At 52.5% G+C, this 18,249-nt stretch carries 17 protein-coding genes; 6 read left to right on the top strand and 11 right to left on the bottom strand.

The annotated features are described in order from the left end of the window. Nucleotides 1–132: 132 nt before the first annotated feature. The 6 genes from PKO01S_RS22195 to PKO01S_RS22170 form a co-directional block, all read right to left on the bottom strand. Nucleotides 133–978 carry an ABC transporter permease gene (locus PKO01S_RS22195; protein WP_127533631.1) on the bottom strand — a complete coding sequence of 282 codons (846 nt, stop codon included), beginning with the start codon at nt 976–978 and terminating at the stop codon, nt 133–135. Then, nucleotides 962–1,798 (bottom strand): ABC transporter ATP-binding protein, encoded by an 837-nt coding sequence (locus PKO01S_RS22190; protein ID WP_127533630.1) that lies wholly within the window; start codon nt 1,796–1,798, stop codon nt 962–964. The genes PKO01S_RS22195 and PKO01S_RS22190 overlap by 17 nt, the downstream gene beginning before the upstream one ends. Nucleotides 1,799–1,824: 26 nt before the next feature. Next, on the bottom strand, nt 1,825–2,844 hold the full coding sequence (locus PKO01S_RS22185) for an ABC transporter substrate-binding protein (protein WP_407669692.1): 1,020 nt from the start codon (nt 2,842–2,844) through the stop codon (nt 1,825–1,827). Nucleotides 2,845–3,038: 194 nt separating this feature from the next. Then, entirely contained in the window at nt 3,039–4,568 is a 1,530-nt protein-coding gene (locus PKO01S_RS22180; protein ID WP_127533629.1) for a solute symporter family protein, read from the bottom strand. Nucleotides 4,569–4,588: 20 nt separating this feature from the next. Next, a complete protein-coding gene (locus PKO01S_RS22175; protein ID WP_127533628.1) occupies nt 4,589–4,915 on the bottom strand; it encodes a DUF485 domain-containing protein in 327 nt (108 codons plus the stop codon). Nucleotides 4,916–5,317: 402 nt separating this feature from the next. Next, on the bottom strand, nt 5,318–6,835 hold the full coding sequence (locus tag PKO01S_RS22170; RefSeq protein ID WP_127533627.1) for a carboxypeptidase M32: 1,518 nt from the start codon (nt 6,833–6,835) through the stop codon (nt 5,318–5,320). Nucleotides 6,836–6,949: 114 nt separating this feature from the next. Here PKO01S_RS22170 and PKO01S_RS22165 point away from each other — a divergent pair, with 114 nt between their 5' ends. After that, entirely contained in the window at nt 6,950–7,270 is a 321-nt protein-coding gene (locus tag PKO01S_RS22165; protein ID WP_127533626.1) for an iron-sulfur cluster biosynthesis family protein, read from the top strand. A 13-nt stretch (nt 7,271–7,283) separates the two neighbouring features. Then, nucleotides 7,284–7,865 carry a beta-class carbonic anhydrase gene (locus PKO01S_RS22160; protein WP_127533625.1) on the top strand — a complete coding sequence of 194 codons (582 nt, stop codon included), beginning with the start codon at nt 7,284–7,286 and terminating at the stop codon, nt 7,863–7,865. 83 nt (nt 7,866–7,948) lie between these two features. Here PKO01S_RS22160 and PKO01S_RS22155 read toward each other — a convergent pair whose 3' ends face one another. After that, entirely contained in the window at nt 7,949–8,491 is a 543-nt protein-coding gene (locus PKO01S_RS22155; protein WP_246070683.1) for a DUF309 domain-containing protein, read from the bottom strand. 110 nt (nt 8,492–8,601) lie between these two features. Here PKO01S_RS22155 and PKO01S_RS22150 point away from each other — a divergent pair, with 110 nt between their 5' ends. Next, complete coding sequence (locus tag PKO01S_RS22150) at nt 8,602–9,033, top strand: hypothetical protein (protein ID WP_127533623.1); 432 nt, start codon at nt 8,602–8,604, stop codon at nt 9,031–9,033. A gap of 1 nt (nt 9,034) precedes the next feature. Next, nucleotides 9,035–9,313 carry a YxcD family protein gene (locus tag PKO01S_RS22145; RefSeq protein WP_127533622.1) on the top strand — a complete coding sequence of 93 codons (279 nt, stop codon included), beginning with the start codon at nt 9,035–9,037 and terminating at the stop codon, nt 9,311–9,313. A gap of 55 nt (nt 9,314–9,368) precedes the next feature. Here PKO01S_RS22145 and PKO01S_RS22140 read toward each other — a convergent pair whose 3' ends face one another. Both PKO01S_RS22140 and pdxR read right to left on the bottom strand, forming a co-directional pair. Continuing rightward, nucleotides 9,369–9,914, bottom strand: a complete 546-nt coding sequence (locus PKO01S_RS22140) for a hypothetical protein (RefSeq protein ID WP_127533621.1) — start codon at nt 9,912–9,914, stop codon at nt 9,369–9,371. Nucleotides 9,915–10,044: 130 nt separating this feature from the next. Beyond that, nucleotides 10,045–11,538 carry a MocR-like pyridoxine biosynthesis transcription factor PdxR gene (pdxR, locus tag PKO01S_RS22135; protein WP_127533620.1) on the bottom strand — a complete coding sequence of 498 codons (1,494 nt, stop codon included), beginning with the start codon at nt 11,536–11,538 and terminating at the stop codon, nt 10,045–10,047. Nucleotides 11,539–11,755: 217 nt separating this feature from the next. On the opposite strand from pdxR, the gene hisC reads away from it, so the two are divergent. Together hisC and PKO01S_RS22125 are read left to right on the top strand one after the other, a co-directional pair. After that, the gene (gene hisC / locus PKO01S_RS22130; protein WP_127533619.1) at nt 11,756–12,820 is read left to right on the top strand and encodes a histidinol-phosphate transaminase; all 1,065 of its coding nucleotides are present in this window, start codon (nt 11,756–11,758) and stop codon (nt 12,818–12,820) included. Between the two features lie 134 nt (nt 12,821–12,954). Continuing rightward, nucleotides 12,955–14,889 (top strand): glycosyl hydrolase family 18 protein, encoded by a 1,935-nt coding sequence (locus PKO01S_RS22125; protein ID WP_246070682.1) that lies wholly within the window; start codon nt 12,955–12,957, stop codon nt 14,887–14,889. A gap of 82 nt (nt 14,890–14,971) precedes the next feature. Here PKO01S_RS22125 and PKO01S_RS22120 read toward each other — a convergent pair whose 3' ends face one another. Further along, nucleotides 14,972–16,060 carry a glycoside hydrolase family 11 protein gene (locus tag PKO01S_RS22120; protein WP_127533618.1) on the bottom strand — a complete coding sequence of 363 codons (1,089 nt, stop codon included), beginning with the start codon at nt 16,058–16,060 and terminating at the stop codon, nt 14,972–14,974. Between the two features lie 303 nt (nt 16,061–16,363). Next, nucleotides 16,364–18,094: an SGNH/GDSL hydrolase family protein gene (locus PKO01S_RS22115; protein WP_127533617.1), complete on the bottom strand. Its 1,731-nt coding sequence runs from the start codon at nt 18,092–18,094 to the stop codon at nt 16,364–16,366. Nucleotides 18,095–18,249 lie beyond the last annotated feature (155 nt).

Here is an 18,249-nt window from a genome sequence, read left to right as displayed (position 1 = left end):
CCCGCCGATAACGGCGGGTGAAGATCGAGATATACAGCGGTATAGATTGCCGCTAGTGCGGCAAGCGCTGTTTTGATAACACGTATACCCATAACTTAGCCCTCGACTGTTCAACCGTTCTTTCCCTCTATCCTACCGTTCCCGTCTGCCGCCCGTCAACCTCCGCTCCAGCATCGCGACAAGCTGATACATGACCGTCGCCACAAGAGCGATAATAACAAGGCTCGACAACACTAGCGTAAAGTTGAACACTTGAAAGCCGTATATAATGAGATAACCGAGTCCGAGCTTCGCCACGAGAAACTCGCCGACGATGACGCCGACCCAAGATAAGCCGACGTTGACTTTGAGCGTCGAGATGATGACCGGGAACGAGGCGGGAATAATGACGTAGCGGAACGTCTGCAGGCGGGATGCGCCGAACAGCCGAACAACCTTCACGAACCCGCCTTCCACTTCCCTGAACTGATTATATATGTTAAGCGTCGTGATAATGACCGTAACCGACAGTGTCGTTACCACGATCGACATAAACCCTGGACCTAGCGCGACGATGAAGATCGGTCCTAGCGCAACCTTCGGCATGCTGTTCAGCACGACAAGATACGGATCAAGGACGCGCGAGACGAAAGGAAACCACCACAGCAGCGCGGCGATCAGTGTGCCGAGCGCCGTACCGAGCACGAATCCGAGTGCGGTTTCGCCTGCTGTCATGCCGACATGCGGCCAGATCGAGCCGTCGCGGACCATATCGGCGATCAAATTTACAATGCGGGAAGGATAGCTGAACAGCAGCGGATCGATCCATTTGCTGCGTCCAGCCTGCTCCCATAAGCCGACGAAGAAGACGAGAATAGCCATTCGGACGAGCAGCACAGCGGCTGTGATGCGTCGGGAACGCGCTTTATGCTTGGCGAATAAGCTTTGAAGCCATTGGGAGGCCGAATCGTTTGTCGCTCCGCTAATTTTCATCTTCATGCCGAATGCCTCCTTCGACCGACTCTTCGCCGTTGCCGTTCACATCAACCGTATCGCCGTCCAGTTGTGCCCACAGCTGCTCAAACAGCGGCTGGAACGCCGGATGCCGGCGGGCTTCCATCGGTAATATAGCCCGCAGCGAGTCCGGCACGTCAAGATCCAGCCGAATCCGTCCCGGATTACGCCCCAGCACAATAATCCGGTCACTCATTGCCGCTGCTTCGGCGAGATCATGCGTCACGAGCACCGCGGTCTGCCCGCGCCCCCGAATCGTGCTCCACACGAGATCCTCCAATTGCAGCTTAATGTGCATGTCGAGCGCCGAGAACGGCTCGTCGAGCAGCATGATGTCCGGCTCCGTCGCGAGCGTTCTGGCAAGTGCGACACGCTGCCGCATGCCGCCTGACAGCTCATGCGGATAGCGCTGCGCCGTTCCGCCAAGCTCCAGCTCCTCCAGCAGCCGTCCGACGCGCTGCCTCGATGCCGCATTCAGCTTCCCGTTTATTTCCAAGCCGATTGCCGCATTGTCTCCAATGGAGCGCCACGGGAACAAATAATCTTGTTGAAGCATATAGCCGACAGCCGTCGATGGCCCCGTCACCCGTTTGCCGTCCATGTTAACTTCTCCGCGAGTTGGCTGAAGCAGTCCGGCTATAAGATGAAGCACCGTTGTTTTACCGCATCCGCTCGGACCGACCAGACTGACGAATTCCCCCTGCGCGATCGTCAGGTCGAGCGATTCGACGGCGAGCGAGGCGCCGCTGTCATTGACGTATACATGAGATACATTGCGCAGCCGCAGCTTCTCTTGTTCCGGCATACCCGCCGTCTCCTTTCATGCTAACCTTATTTAACCGCCTTGATCGATTCCTCTGCGAACGACGTATCCACGAGCTTGTCGTAAGCCGGTTTCTCCTTCAGTTCGCCAGCGGACGTCATGACATCGGCCAGATTGTTCCATTCTGCTTCGTCAACAATTGGATCGGAGGCATACGAGCCTTGATCCTTGTAACGTTTGATTGCGCTAATGGCGATATCGCGGTCCGTATTTTCAAAATAAGGCAGGACGACATCGGCAATTTCTTCCGGCGAATGATCGGCTACCCACAGCTGAGCACGATGAACTGCATTCGTGAACCCTTGCACGACGTCTTTGTTTTTATCGATGTAGCTCTTCTTGGTCATAAATACCGTATAAGGCAGATGGCCGCTCTCTACGCCGAACGAAGCGATAACGTGGCCTTTGCCTTCTTTCTCGATAATGGAGGCTTGCGGCTCGAACAACTGTACATATTCGCCGGTTCCGGACAAGAAGGCTGCCGGAATGTTCGCGAAATCGATATTTTGAATCAGCTTTAAATCGTTGTGCGGATCAATGCCATGCTTCTTCAGCGTAAATTCGCCGGCCATTTGCGGCATGCCGCCTTTGCGCTGGCCGAGGAAATCGGCGCCTTTCAAAGAAGACCAGTCAAAATTCTCAATCGGATTACGGGCAACAAGGAACGTGCCGTCCGTCTGCGTCAATTGCGCGAAGTTGATGACGGGGTCATCTGCGCCTTGCTGATACACATAGATCGACGTCTCCGAGCCGACGAGCGCGACGTCAATCTGGCCGGACAACAGCGCGGTCATTGTTTTGTCCCCGCCAGGCGTCGTCGTCAATTCGATATCAATGCCCTCGTCTTTGAAATAGCCGTTCGCAATCGCAACATATTCCGGCGCATAGAACAATGAACGCGTCACTTCACCGATGGTCACCTTCGTGCTGCCATCATCCGACTTCCCGCACGCGGCCAGCAGCGTTACGGTCAACACGGCTGCGAGCAGAGCAGCCAGCCAACTCCTTCGAAACTTAACCTTCATCATCGTGTACCCCTCCGCGATTCGTCCTTAGGCCTTCCGTCATCATCCCAATTCACGAACCGAACATTGTGTAGTTGCTTCAGCCTATGCATAGGCAGGTGCGGAGGTGCATCGGCTGCTGCGCTGCTGTCCGTATGCGGACATACAAAAAAGCCGCTCTCCGGAACCGGTCCGGATAAGCGGCTTCTGACCTCTGACTACATCATCATATTGGAGCGGACTTGAATCTCCTCGAATTTCGCGACATCCTCGGCTTTCTTTCTTGACAGCAGCGTACCGACTACCGAAGCGATAAAACCGAGCGGAATCGAGATGATCCCCGGATTAGCGAGCGTGAACCACGGATCGCCGACGAAGATCGCTTTGCCTTCTACCGGATTCCACACCGACGGACTCATCGCGACAAGCACGATAGCACTGATCAAGCCTGTGAGCATGCCCGTTATGGCGCCAATCGTGTTGAACCGTTTCCAGAAGATTGTGAACAAGATGACCGGCAAATTCGCGCTCGCGGCGATTGCGAAGGCAACCGACACGAGGAAGGCGACATTGAGCTTCGACGCTGCAAGCGCAAGCACAATCGAGACGACTGCAACGCCAACCGACGCCCAGCGCGCGACCTTCATCTGCTCCTTCTCTCCCGCTTGGCCTTTACGCAGAATGTGGCTGTAGAAGTCGTGAGCGAAAGCGGATGCGGCCGACAGCACCAAGCCTGCTACAACGGCGAGAATCGTCGCAAAGGCAACCGCTGAGATGAAAGCGAAGAAAAATTCTCCGCCTAGCTCCCTTGCCAGGAGCGGTGCTGCCATGTTGCCGCCTTTGTCCGCTGCGACGATAGCGTCGTAGCCGACGAAGCCTGCTGCACCGAAGCCGAGGAAGATCGTCATAACGTAGAAAATGCCGATAATCCAAGTCGCATACACGACAGAGCTTCTTGCCGTCACCGCATCCCGCACTGTGAAGAAACGGGTAAGAATGTGCGGCAATCCGGCTGTTCCGAGCACCAGCGCAAGGTTCAGCGACAGCATGTCGAGCGGTATTTTGTACTTATTGCCCGGATTGAGGAACGAATCTTTGAGCGGCGTGGCCGACTTCATCGCATTGAACATATCGTACACATTAAAGTTGTACTTTGCGAAGACGATAATCGACAGCAGCAGTGTGCCTCCCATCAGAAGCACTGCTTTGATGATCTGCACCCAGGAAGTCGCATGCATGCCGCCGAACACGACGTAGATCGTCATAAGCGCACCTACGATCAGTACGGATTCCGTATACGACAAGCCGAGCAGCAGCTTAATGAGTGCGCCTGCGCCTACGAGCTGCGCAATCATGTAGAACGTCGAAATCGTAATCGTGTTCAAAGCTGCGATCCCGCGAATTTTTTTCGCGTCGAACCGGGCTGCAATCATGTCCGCCACTGTATACTTGCCAAGATTGCGAAGCGGCTCAGCTACGAGATACAGTACAACGAGGTACGCGACGAGGAAGCCGATACTGTAGAAAAATCCGTCAAAGCCAGCAAGCGCAATCGTCCCGGCGATGCCAAGGAACGAGGCGGCTGACATATAGTCGCCAGCGATCGCGAGCCCGTTCTGCCAGCCGGTTAGTCCGCCGCCAGCGGTGTAAAACTCGTTAGTCGATTTCGTTTTCTTAGAGGCGATATAGGTGATGACTAGGGTAACGGCTACGATAGCTAGAAATAACCAAAAGGCTGTCTTATGCATCGTTCATCTCCCTCTCGAGATCAAATGTTATGTTCTCTTCGAATCGCTTCGACCGCTTCGTCGAATCGCTTCGCCTTACGGATATACACGATGCATAGCGCCCAAGTCATAATAAATTGTGCAAAGGCAAACAACCATGCCCACGAGATCGGACCGATCGCGTCTTCGTTCAAGAAAGTCCAATAGGATGTCAGAATCGGAAGGAGAAAATAAAAGACGAGGAAAAACACGGTCATCGGCACGATAAAACGTCTCTTCTGTCTCAACAAGGACTGAAACGGAGCCGATCTTGCGATCTTCGCATAATCGTGTGGTTTGAATTGCGTTTGCGATTGAACAGAACTCATGCGTGCGCCTCCTTAAAGGTTGGAATGCATTCGTTACAGCAATGGCAATGCGAACGTTTAACACAAAAGAAAACGATTACAGCGGTATGATAACGAACTTTCCATTTTTAATCAATATCCAAATAGTCCCACGGTTTATTTCGCCAAACCGGGCAACTGTATCCTCATACGAAAGCACTAAACGGCGCCTAATTGCTTAAGCAAGACGAGCGCAGCGGTGCTTACAAACCCTATCGGCTAATCGGATGCTCTCCCCTTGCTGCTGCTGCGGCTGTTAGCAACCGATCAGCACAAAAAACCTTCGCGGCAGCAGCCGCGAAGGTTTACGGTATTCGTTTAGGCGGGGCTTGTCGTAGCCGGTCTAGGATCGATCCGATGACCGTACGATCCTATCCTGCACGTTTACAGCTTATAAATATCCTTGTACTTCCGCTCCAAATACGCAACGAGGTGCGACGGATCAAGCGGTTTACCAGTTGTGCCGACGATGATCTCGGACGGCGTCCGCGCTTTGCCCCACTTATATACCCGCTCCGTCAGCCATTGTTTGATCGGAAGCAGGTTCCCTTCGCCGACCAGCTGCCAGAAATTCGGAACCTCACGCTCCAGTGTGTCCGCCATCTGTGCCGCATACATATTGCCAAGCGAGTAAGACGGGAAGTAGCCGAACGCACCGCCGGACCAATGCACGTCCTGCAGCACGCCTTCTCCATTATTCTTCGGCTCTACGCCGAGATATTCGCGGTATTTATCGTTCCAGATTGCCGGGAGGTCCTCCGCTTTCGCTCCACCGTTGAATATCATCTTCTCGATCTCGTACCGGATGATGATATGCAGATTGTACGTCAATTCATCCGCCTCGATCCGGATGAGCGAAGGCTGAACGACGTTCGTCGCACGATAGAAGTCGTCAACAGACACATCGTCGAATTGGCCCGGGAACCGGCTGCGCAAATCGCCATAGTAACGCTCCCAGAACGGACGGCTTCGGCCGATCACATTTTCCCAGAAGCGGGACTGCGACTCATGAATGCCCATCGAAGTGCCCGTTGCAAGCGGGGATCCTGCCAGCTCGGCCATAATATTCTGCTCGTACAGCGCGTGTCCGCCCTCATGAATCGTACCGAACAGCGCGCTCGTCACGTCATCGTTCAAATAGCGCGTCGTTATGCGTACGTCACTAACATTGAGTCCCGTCGCGAACGGATGCACGCTCTCGTCCAGTCTGCCGGCTTGGAAGTCGAAGCCCATCTGTTCCAGAATGAACAGACTGAACGACTTTTGCGGTTCCTTCGCATACTGCTGCCTCAAGAACGATGTATTCGGCTGATGCGGCGATGCCGCGATTGCCGAAGCAAGCGGCACAAGCTTGTCGCGCAGGCCGCCGAAGACGCGGTCGAGTTCCGCTACGGTCATACCGGGCTCATATTGATCGAGCAGCGTATCATAACGGGTTGTCTTCACGCCCCATAGATCGATGAACTGATTCGTGTACGAGATAATTTTATCCAAATAAGGACGGAACTCATCGTAATCGCCCTTCTCTTTCGCCTCTTCCCATGCCGATTCCGATTGCGATGTCAGTACAACATATTCCTGATAAAGCTTCGGCGGAATGAGTACGCTGCGGTCGTAATCTTTGCGCGTCTCCGAGACGAGCCGGCGGTCAAGATCGTTCAGCTGCTCATTCGAGCCCTTCTCCTCAAGCTGCGCTAACAGTTCGCCGAGTTCCTTAGACGTCGCCAGCTTGAAGCTTTCCGCTGACAATACGCCGATTGCCTCCGAGCGCATGTCGAGCCCTTTGCGCGGCGCGCCTGTGCGCATGTCCCAATACAGGACGGCCAGCGCTTCCTCATAGCTCTTGATCTCTTTCATTTTGTCCTTAAATGTCTGCAGAATCTGCTCGTAGGTTCTCGTCATGGAACTCTCCACCTTTCCTGAATCAGCCATTCTACTTGATCATACTTTTTGAACAACTTATAATCAACTTTAATGCATGATATATAGAGAAACAAATTGGTGGAGGAGAAACGCATGCACATCACGTTCACCCCTTCGGCGCAAACAGCGCTGAAGCCTTATCTAGCGGACGGCAAGCGGCAGTTGAAGCTCAAGTACGATACCGAAGGCTGCGGCTGTGTCGTCAGTGGTGTACCCGCCCTTCAATTGATTGAAGGCGGCGGACCGGACGATGCGCTTGGCAACGGCGACCCGTTCGATTTCTGGTACGAGCCCCGTTTCGAGGTGTTTTTTGAGCCGAAACTTCGTATTGACTACGATGAGAATCGGTACGCGTACAGCTTGAAGAGCGATGGACAAATCTATACGACAAATTTGCGTTTGCTGCAATCATAAGGAGGAAATTCAAATGAATCAATTAAATCAAATCTTGTCGTTCAATGAGCAATTCGTAGCGGAGAAACAATACGAGCCTTACCTGACGGACAAATTTCCGAACCGCAAAATGGTCATTGTAACCTGTATGGATACGCGTCTTACGGAACTGCTGCCGAAGGCAATTAACGTTCATAACGGCGACGTAAAAATTATTAAAAACGCTGGCGCCATCGTTACCCAGCCTTTCGGCAACATTATGCGCAGCGTTCTCGTTGCGTTGTATGAGCTTGGAGCTGCGGAAGTTGTCGTCATCGGCCACCACGACTGCGGCATGACGGGCATCAACCCCGAGAAAACGTTGGGCAAGATGACTGACCGCGGCGTGACGAACGAGACGATTACGACGCTGAAGAACTCCGGCCTCGACCTGATGCGCTGGCTGCGCGGCTTCGATAACGTACAACAGAGCGTGGAGAACAGCGTTAACATTATCCGCAACCACCCGTTGCTGCCTCCGGGCACGCCGGTTCACGGTCTGATCGTCGATCCGAAGACGGGCAAGCTCGATCTTGTCACGGAAGGCTACGAGATCGCAGCTGGAACGGCGAAATAACGATTGACGCGAAGAGGGCTGACTTAAGGTCATCAACATATGACCTTAAATCAGCCCTTTTTTGTTCGGGTTGTAACGGTTGCTCACTCGCTCCGCCCGATGCTTCGCTGTCTCTCCAATGCTGCCTGCGCGCGTGCGCCGACAACTTCGGACCGGTCTCGTGTCAGATGACGGTGAATAACGTCCTCTCCCGCCTCCTTGCTCGGCAATCCCCAGCGCCAGCCTTGCTTCGCGCATTCCGCTAGACACGCTTCCTGCAGCTTCGGATCGCGGATCGGCAGATCCATATCGGAATATGGAAACGCCGCATCTTCTTCAAGCGCATCGCGCCGGCGCTGCAGCTCCGCGAGCAGCTCGGTTCCATCCAGCCCAAGCTGTACCAAATGGTGATCGGATAGCCGCTGCAGCGCGGACGTCCACATTTTGAGTGCGCCGCCTCGGTTGCCTCTGCGGTGATGGTAACAACCAACCGCGATTTGAATTAATCCGTGCCACGTTCCCGTCAATTCCTCGCCTTGATGCGCTTTCCAATATTCCTCCAGCAATTCATGGCATTCGAAATAATCCCGAGTTGCATGAAATTCGGACAAATAGGATATATATGATAGCGGATACGATGTTGCCACCTTCGCCCCCCCCCTCAACCGAATAAATATGAAACCATCGTTCATTGTAGCCGTATTAGGACAATATCGCAACGAGAGCCTTAATGGCCAATACACAGGAGGAGATTGTTTTGTTCAAGAAATTCATCGCAGTATTCATGGCATTCTCGCTGTTGTTCGTGCTTGTGAACGAATCGGCAGACGCGAAGCCGAGAAGATCCATTAAATCACCGAAGCAAAGCTTCACCCAGACACCGAAGAAGAGCAATGATAACGTCAGCCAGAGCAATCCTGGCTCGAAGGCAGGCACAACGGCGGGCACAGCTGGCCAGACGGCCAAGCGCGGCTTCTTCAGCGGCGGGAGCTTTATGAAAGGATTGATGATCGGCGGATTGGCAGGCTTGCTGTTCGGCGGCATTTTCTCGAATATGGGCTTTTTCGGCAACCTGATCGGGTTATTGATTAACGTGCTGGCAATATTCGCGCTAATTGCGGGCATTCGCACTGCGCTGAACTACTTCCGCAACCGGCGCTATTCCAATAACCGAAGGAGACCGTACTAATATGCGGATCTATACCGACGAGATCATTAACGCTGTCTGTCTGCATGTCGGACGCCGCAAGGGCGTTTCGCCAACCGAGGTTGAAGTGCAGCTCGCTTGGGACGAGGAATACGGCTTCACCGCAGAAGTATGGGTCGAAGGCCGCAGCCAGTATCTCGTCGAAGCGAATCTGATGGAAGCGATCGAGCGTTACATGCTGGAGCAATATCAAATCCGCGTGTTCCGTTCGCAAATTACGCTGGATGCCGATGAAGAGTTCTGGGCAGACATCGCGATATGACAAGTTGGTACGGTGAATGACAAGATGGCTGAAAAGCCATCTTTTTTATTTGCATTTATATCGATTTCCTCGTCCAAAGGAGCAGCGGCAGGTCATCCCATACTTGCACCTCGATATATCTCTCCGGCCCTTGGTCTCCCGACCGGTTCCATTCTTGAGGCAGTCCGAATTCATCGATCAATTCGATTATCTCAGGCAACGTATAGATTTGACCTCTGTACTTCTTACCGTCCTGATATCTCATCGTGGGAAACAAATCCCCGTAAGTAAAGCTGATTACACTCGGATCAAAATGGTCGATCGCAATAGCAAGCTGCTTGCCTTCATCGAACCACTCCAACAGCCATGGACACTCTCCCAGCGTCATGTAATGCGGAGCGCTCCTCACCGGCTTTCCGCCTTTCAAGACAAAAAGCTCTCTCGCTCTGGCCTCGAGATTACGGCGAATCGTCAAATAATCGGCCGACCGCTTACTGGCAAACCCCTTCTTATGGGTTCGAATCTCTTGAAGAATTCGTTCCGCTTCGCATGGATCTAGATCCGATAAGTTACGAAAGGGTCCCGTCGATAGGTCGTAATAATGGTACAAAAGTATGGTCATCGGATATACCTCGAATCGAGTGAGAATTAAGATGAACAGAGCAGGTATGTAACCGTCACTGTCCATCGATTATTTTATTCGTTCAATTGGCACAAAATCCTTGTCGAACCATTCATTGTCACCTGCTCAACTAGGGCATGCCAAGCCATGCTTCCGTCAACCGGCTCACGCCTGCTTGAATTTGCCTCTCTGTTAGTCCCCCGAACCCCAGCAGAACCGTTCCGTTCGGCGCATCCTCCCCCCGTAACCAATACCGTGACACAGGATATACGCGAACCCCTTTCTCCTCTGCTGCTGTAATCATCGCTTCCTCTTCTTTGCCTTCCCAGGTCAACAAAAGATGAAGCCCTGAGCTCTCCCCCACAATCCGAACCATCCCGTCTGCAGGCAATGATTCCCTCAGCGCTTGCAGCAGCGCGTCGCGCTTCCGCTGATACAAGCTGCGCATCGCCCGCATGTGCTTGCCGAAGCCGCCGCTTTCCATAAAGAAGGCCATCGCCTGCTGAAGCAATGGCGAGGATAGCTGATCGTAGCTATGCCGATTCGCATGGAAGCGTTCCAACAAGGACGGCGGTAAAACCGCATAACTTAACCGGAAAGAAGGGGTAAGCGCTCTGGAAAAAGTGCCGATATACGCAACACAGCCGTTATCATCCATCGCCTGAAGCGCAGGAATCGGACGTCCGGCGTACCGGTATTCACCGTCATAATCGTTCTCGATAATATAAGTGCCGGACGAGGCTGCCCATTGAAGCAGCTTTAATCGCTTCGGTGCCGACAAGGTCATGCCGACAGGAAATTGATGAGACGGCGTTACATAAACCGCATGAACATGCGGCGTATCGTTCAGTTCGTCTGTACGCAGACCGTCGCTGTCCAGCTTGATCGGGGTGACAACCGCCCGATGGCGGTCGAATAACCGCTTCACCCCGTCATTAACCGCCTCTTCGGCAGCCACATGCATCGTCGCACCGCCTTCGCCGATTAATTGCAGGATTAGATCAAGCGACTGATATGTCCCTGCGCCAATAACAATGGATGACGGATGACACCGGACTCCCCGTGTCCGGTGCAGATAAGAAGCGATCTCTTCTCGCAGTTCCGGCTCTCCAGCCGGATCCCCATACCGGAACAGCCGACCGTCGTCCGGCTGCAGGCACCGGTTCAGCTGCTTGCGCCAAGCGCCAGCCGGAAACCGCGACCAATCAACCGCACCGTAACCAAAATCGATAAAGAGTTGATGCAAAGGCCCTGCCTTGGCGCTTGTGCCGTTGTTCAACAGGTCGTTATGTTCGCCGTTTCTGCCTAACAATCTTGAACCTCCGCTCAACCCCTTAGTTCCATCTCCAGCTTGAATGCGAGGGCGAGATTCCGGAAGCAACTCTTCTGTGAACAACCCGCTCCTAGGCACGCTCCGTACATAGCCTTCCGCTTGCAACTGCTCATAGGCGAGAGCGACCGGCGTCCGGCTGATGCCGAGCCGGCCTGACAGCCTGCGGACAGACGGAAGTCTCGTTCCTGCCGCAATTCGGCCTTCGGTCAGCTCTTGCCGTATATACCGGTACAACTGAACATAGATCGGCTCGTCCGATCGCTCGTCGATAGGTGGTGTCAGTTCAATCATTAGGCATCCCTCCTGTTTCATTCCGAACCGTGTTTTGACTATCTTTCATTATGCGAGTTGACCCTCTATCTGTCACTTTAAAATATATAATTCTGTACATTTTGTTAATGACAGATAACCGATAAGATGATTTCAGGCCAATCAACTGGAACGAAACGGCAAAAGGTTATGTGCTCTAGATTCGTTCCTCACAATCGATCAAATGGAGGAGATTATCATGTCTTATGCTTTGCCGTATGTGGAAAGGATCGCTTCCTATCCAACTGTGACGGTCAATCCCGAACAGCCAATGATCAAGCTCGATCAGAACGAGAGTCCGTATCCGCCCGCATCAACCGTCATTCGTGCACTCGCTTCCGCTGCCGAAAGCTCGGCCCGGCTTTACCCCGACGCTTCCTGCTCCGCGCTGCGGGACGCGTTAGCCAAGAAGCATGGCGTGCAGCGCGACAGAATTATCATCGGGAACGGTTCAAGCGAGTTGATCGCTGCATTATTCCACACATTCGTTGGCAGCGAGCGAACGGCCGCACTGCCTTATCCGACATTCGCCATGTACGAGACGGCGGCAGCTGCCGCCAACGCTTCCGTCATCCGTGTACAGACCGACAGCGGCTTTGCCATCGATCCCGACGCTCTGCTCGCCGCGAACGCGTCTGTCATTGCGCTCGTCAACCCGAATGCGCCGACAGGCCGTCTGCTCCAACCAAGCGAGATCGAACGGATTGTTCAGTGCGCACCTGGATTGGTTTTAATTGACGAGGCCTATATCCATTTCGCTGGAGAAGCCGCTTATTCGGCGATTCCGCTTACCCAGCGGTACGACAATGTCGTCGTCCTCCGCACGTTCTCCAAGGCGTATGCGCTCAGCGGTGCTCGTATCGGGTATGCCATCGGCTCTCGTTCGATTATCGAAGCGTTCGAGAAGACGAAGCCGGTCTACAACGTAAGCGGTATCAGTCTCTCCCTTGCATACAGCGCATTGCAGGGCGAAGAGTATATGCAGTTAAGCGCAGCAGCGATATGTGCGACGCGAGAAAAGTTTGTATCTGAATTGAAACGTTTCGGCTTTAAGGTCATCCCATCCGAAACAAATTTCGTCCTATGCTCGCCGCCGGTCAGCCCGAATGTTCCGGATGCACCGACTCTTGTGAGCAAGCTTGCCGAACAAGGCTTCGCGATCCGTTATTTCGATTTGCCGCGCTTGCGTGACCAAGTTCGGATCTCGATCGGAACCGAAACTCAAATGAATGCACTAATCACACAGCTCGAAAATTGGTATTAGCACGCAATGCAAATATCCAGAACCTTACATTAAACGACACGATTCGACCATTGGTTTCATTTTCCACCGCAACCTCCCATCTTCTAATTGCGTCTAATAGAGGTAGATACATAGAAAGGGAGAGTGGCAGAAGCTTGTTTAAACGCAAATGGATTGCCGCAGCAGCCCTCATGATCGCACTTCAAGGAGGGGCGGCGGCTTTCGCCTCCGCAGCTGGCGCGACGAAGATGACCCAGTACCGCGTATATCAGAACGACAAGGCGCTCAAAGAGTTTGCCGAGTACAACAACGCCATCGCTTATGCGAAATCGTTCAGTTACACGCATGTCGAGAAAATTTCGAGCCATGAATGGGTGTGGGACAATTTCCCCCGCTATGCCGTCTATCAGAATGGCGTTACGTCGTCTGCAAGACAATTCCGTTCCTATGACGATGCACTTAGATTAGCGAAAACACTTGTTAATGCGCATATTCGCGACTTGGAGAAGCCAGGCTGGGCATACAGCCGATATGCCGCCTATCAGTTATATCAAGGCGACAAGACGAAATCAGCCTGGTCGTATATCACGTTGGATGAAGCGAAGAAAGAAGCGAAGAAATGGTCGAATGCCCACATTATCGAGATCGCTAGCGGCAAGTGGATTTGGGACAATTTGACCGATGCGCAGCTCACGAAACAGCGTGCCGGCGAACTGGTATATGATGTGATGGTCGACGAAACAACAATAGGAGTCGGTCCTTATGCCGCCCTTTACGATGCCGTACAGGCAGCCGCCTCTATCCAGGGCAGCGTCGTGGTCAACATGTCGACAGGCATTGTCGCCCATTCCAATGCAACCGACTACGAGGTTCAGCAGAATGGCCGCCAAATCGCAGCTTTTATCAGTCTTCAAGCTGCTGTTCAATATGCGAAAGGATTCTCGAATACGAGCGTCATACAAGGCGGCACCGAATGGTGGACGAATGTACCGTTTCTAACCGTCACTCAGAACGGCAAGGCGCTCCGCGCGTTCCATACGCGCGCATCGGCCGTTACTTTTGCAGCAGGTTATGCCGATGCTTCTGTAACGACGAATGACGGTCATACGATCTGGTCGAATGAACGTAAGCTGCTCTACCTCGGCTGGAATGGCACGTCGGACTCCGGCACGGTGCTCGGCCAGTTGTCCGGAACGCAAGGACTGGATATCGATTCTCCGACTTGGTTCATGCTTAGCGACAGCACAGGCAAGCTCGGAGACAGCTCATCCAATGAGCTTGCAGCGTCGATCAAATCGCGGGGCTTGAAGCTGTGGCCGCTCGTACACAACGATTTCGACGCGAAGCGGACGACGGCGTTTCTCGCGAACGGGACAGCCCGCAAGTCATTTATTAACCAGCTAGTCGACCGTGCATCCGCCCTCGGTGCCGATGGCATCAACCTTGATTTCGAAGGTTTGGCGGCATCGGACCGCACGGCATTTACGAATTTTGTCCGCGAGCTGACCGAAGCAGCCCATGCCCGCAAGCTCAATGTTTCAATCGATCTCATCCGCGGCGACGTGCTATGGAACGATAAGACCGCGTACGACTTCGCCGCAATCGGCGGAATCGTTGATACGGTCGTCATGATGGCTTACGACCAGCATTGGAAAGGCAGCGATACGCCAGGTTCTGTCGCGGAGTTGGATTGGGTCGAGGACGGTGTCAAACAATATTTGAATTACGGCATTCCTCGTTCGAAGTTAATGCTCGGCATACCTTTCTATGTCCGGGAATGGAAACTGGACGGCAACGGCGCATTGGTGAAGGACGCAAGCGGCAGTTATGTATCACGCGCTGTCCTGATGAGCCAGCTTCCGCAGCTCATTGAGCAGAAGAACGCCGTCGGCACGTATGACCCGGAATCCGGTCAGACGAAGTACAAATATACGGAGAACGGCTATACTTATGTGTTCTGGGCGGAGACGACCGCTTCCGTAGCGAAACGGATCGACATCGCCAAAAAATACGACTTGGGTGGCGCCGCCTTCTGGCGTCTCGGTTACGAGGATTACGCACTCTGGACGACGCTGCTTCAGAAGAAATAAGCACTTATTCGTTTCTATCAAAAATAACGCCCGGAGGGAAAATCCCGCCGGGCGTTTGCTATTTCAAAGCGTATTGATCCTATTAGTTGATTTCCAGGTAATCCAGGAAAGCATCCCATTGTCCCGTATCTGTCGTTACTACGAGTTGAATTTCCTGATTTCCGGTTCCCGTACTGACATTGCTAATCGTCTGTACGGAAGGAGTCGTTCCGCTGAAGCTGAACGTTCCCTTCGTAACTCCGCCGATTTTTAAGTCGACTTTAGCCGTGCTGGAGTTGTTCGAAGCACCGCGGAGCGAGAAGCTGTGGGTACCTGTCGTGAAGTTTTGCGTCGTTTTCACCAAATCGTTGTTCGCATACAATGCGACGCCAGAGAACGGAGAGCTGATGTTGCCCGTATACTGGCCGGATTTCGACATGCTCTCGGTTTCGATCTTCGTAGCACCTGAGCTTGGAGGAGGTGTCGTCGTGCCTCCGCCGCTGCTGCCGCCGATCGTAAGAACGTTCGTCGTTACGTCTGCATTACCGGAGCTTTGATAGCCCTCTACCGTCATTGCCACTTCGTACAATTTGCCAAGCGACATGCCGAGGCTTTCCCACTTCTTGAAGTGTTCGCTTACCGAGATCGTACCGCTCGAACGTTTCGACTGGCGGATACTCCAATATTGTTGGAACGTCGCCGTACCTTCGATGGAAGGCTGGTTCGTACGGGTCGATACATAAATATCGTACGTGCCGCCGTCAACCGTGAACGTTCCTTTATTCGTGCCGGATGGACGGTAAGTTCCCCAGTTATCCATGATGTAGTACTCGACGAGCGAACTCTTCGTCCAGCCGTACACCGTCAAATAGGAGTTGCCGCCTGGATTGAAGGTTGCTGCATAGTTAATGGAGATGTTGCCGATTTGCTGGTGCGTTTGAGTCGCGTCGAATTTTTTACCTTTGCGGAACAAGGCGTTGTTAATACCGCTCCACGAAGCGCTGAACGCACCGCCGGCGTTGAGCGTCATGCTTGTCGTGCCGGAATCTTTCCATAACTCGTAGTCGTAGCCGTCTTGCGTTCCCGTTGCATTCGAGGTGAGCGTCGTTGCAGCATTAGCAATTCCTGCTGGCAGAGCGAGGGTGAAGCAAAGCAAGAAAGCCATAATCATCTTCTTTTTGGTTGGTTTCATTTCATAATCCTCCCTTATTGTTATAATTCAGTTGGTTTAGTCTTGTTGACGTGCAGCCTTAGCAGGCCCGCCATTATCACCACCATGACAACGTTGTTAGAAAACGATTACATGGAATACTTTATCAAATTTTTCCATCTCGGTTTACTGGACATGCTATAGATTTTACTGCAAAAAATTTAGTTTTTTATATTCGAGACAACCATTTTGGGCAGCAATATTTTGATGCTATGTACTTAAGGGCACGAATCACAATAAAAAGGCCAACGGAATGATCCGTCAGCCTGCTTAATTGTCGTAACCTTACTCCGTATAGCCGAAGCCAAGAATCGTAAATTTCTTATCTGCATCGTCGGCCGACATCTTGATCTCGATTCGGTGTTCACGGCTAACATCCTCTTGGTACAAAATAACCGCAGTAGCATGCGTCCAGTTGATGACATGCGGATCCGCAGTCAATACGAGACGTCCATCCACATGAATATCCGCTTTACCAAATTGTACGTCTCCTGAATCTTTAAACACGAGCAGAAGACTGCGGCTAGTGATGGTTAACGTGAATACCGAATCGCCAGATTCAGCCGTATGCATCCAGTTATAAGGGAATTGAGGCGAACCGTGCGGATCTTCGTCCATTTCGACCATATGAAGATCAGAGTCGGTTTCCTGGAAACCGCCCGCATCGATGACCGCCGGCGCTGTTCTCGATCTGTCGAGCAGCTTAACGCCGGTAAAAGCATTGCCGATTAAGGGCGCTTTGTTAAGCGTAATATCTTCCTGGTCTTCAACCGACTGCGCCGTTTCCGAGAACAGATAGCCGATGCAATCCGCCATGACCGTATGCCCATCGTTCGTCGGATGATAGATATCATAGAAATATTGTCTTTTCGAAATGATATTCCCTTCCGCCTTCGTCAATTGGAACTGCTCCACGACGGCATCCTTTACGCTGACCATCGGGAAGCCGTAATAGCGGCCGACTGGAGACAATCGGTCCTGCAAGTTCCAATCGTTCACGAACACCGCGAACATGAGCACAACAGCCGGGTTGTTATCGCTCTCGGCGATCCGTAGACATAAGCTTTCGTAACAAACCCCTTTAGTTTCATCGCCTTCGTCATTGACGGCGAATTCGACGAACACGATATCCGGCTTCACGGCTCCGTCTTTCAATACGTCGCGGTCGTAACGGATCATCCCAAGCTCCGACGGCGTACCGCCTACTCCCGCTTTTACGAGATGAACATTGCTGCCGCCGTCCTTCCCGAACATTTCCTTGAACATGACGTACGACTTGTACGCGTACGATTCCGTATGAATCGGCTTTGCGCCGGCGCCTTGCGTAATCGATCCTCCAATATAGGCGATCGTCACTTCTTCACCGCGCTGCGCTTTCGCGATCGCTGCCTTCAACCGTTTGTTGTTGCCTTTGCTGAGCAGGGAACGGGCGATCATCGAACGATACGCCTCCGATTCGTACGCTACCGGCGGTTCCAGCGTCAGCTCTGGCACTTCATAGCCGTCATTCAAATACAATTTCACCGTCGCAGTCGCCAATTCTCCTGCATCCTTGAATTCGAAAGCGTATTTGCCCGGCACGTCGTCATCTGCACTCCAGTCTTGTTCGCTCAGCGTAATGATCGTCTCCGATCCGTCCGCCGCACAAGGCACACGAAGCAACGTACCTGATTCGTATTTGTTCGTACGCCCCCAGTTCTGGATCACAAAGTCGACCGTATCGGTCACATCGCGATGCGACTTAACCGAAACACCGATGCTATGAACAACGTTGTGAAAATCGGCGCAATTAGACAACTTCGACAAGATTGCTTCATCCGTTACGCCGCCCGTAAATTTAGCTTTATCGGCAAGCCGGTCTTCCAAATAAATATCTTGCGTAGGTTTTCCTTCGTTTCGTGCCGTAGCTTCAATTACAGATTCCAGCATAATATAAAATCCGCTTCGTCTTGCGACAGGATCCTTCGGGGCTGTAGGTCCGACAATGTCTTTCTCAACTGTGTTGTGTTTGCTCATCGTTATATTTCTCCTTTATCATTCCATAGATTCATGCTCTGTGTTGGACATGCAATAATAAAGACAAGGAATTAGTTAGGAAGGTATGACTACCCATATCATATAACAATCCAAGAAATAAATATATAAATGATAAGCACTCGTAAAAAAAGAAC

This window comes from Paenibacillus kobensis NBRC 15729 (genome assembly GCF_004000825.1).
GTDB classification, from domain to species: domain Bacteria; phylum Bacillota; class Bacilli; order Paenibacillales; family Paenibacillaceae; genus Paenibacillus_T; species Paenibacillus_T kobensis.
The sequence above is the reverse complement of the archived record's forward strand: the minus strand, read 5'-3'. Positions and strand labels throughout refer to the sequence as shown.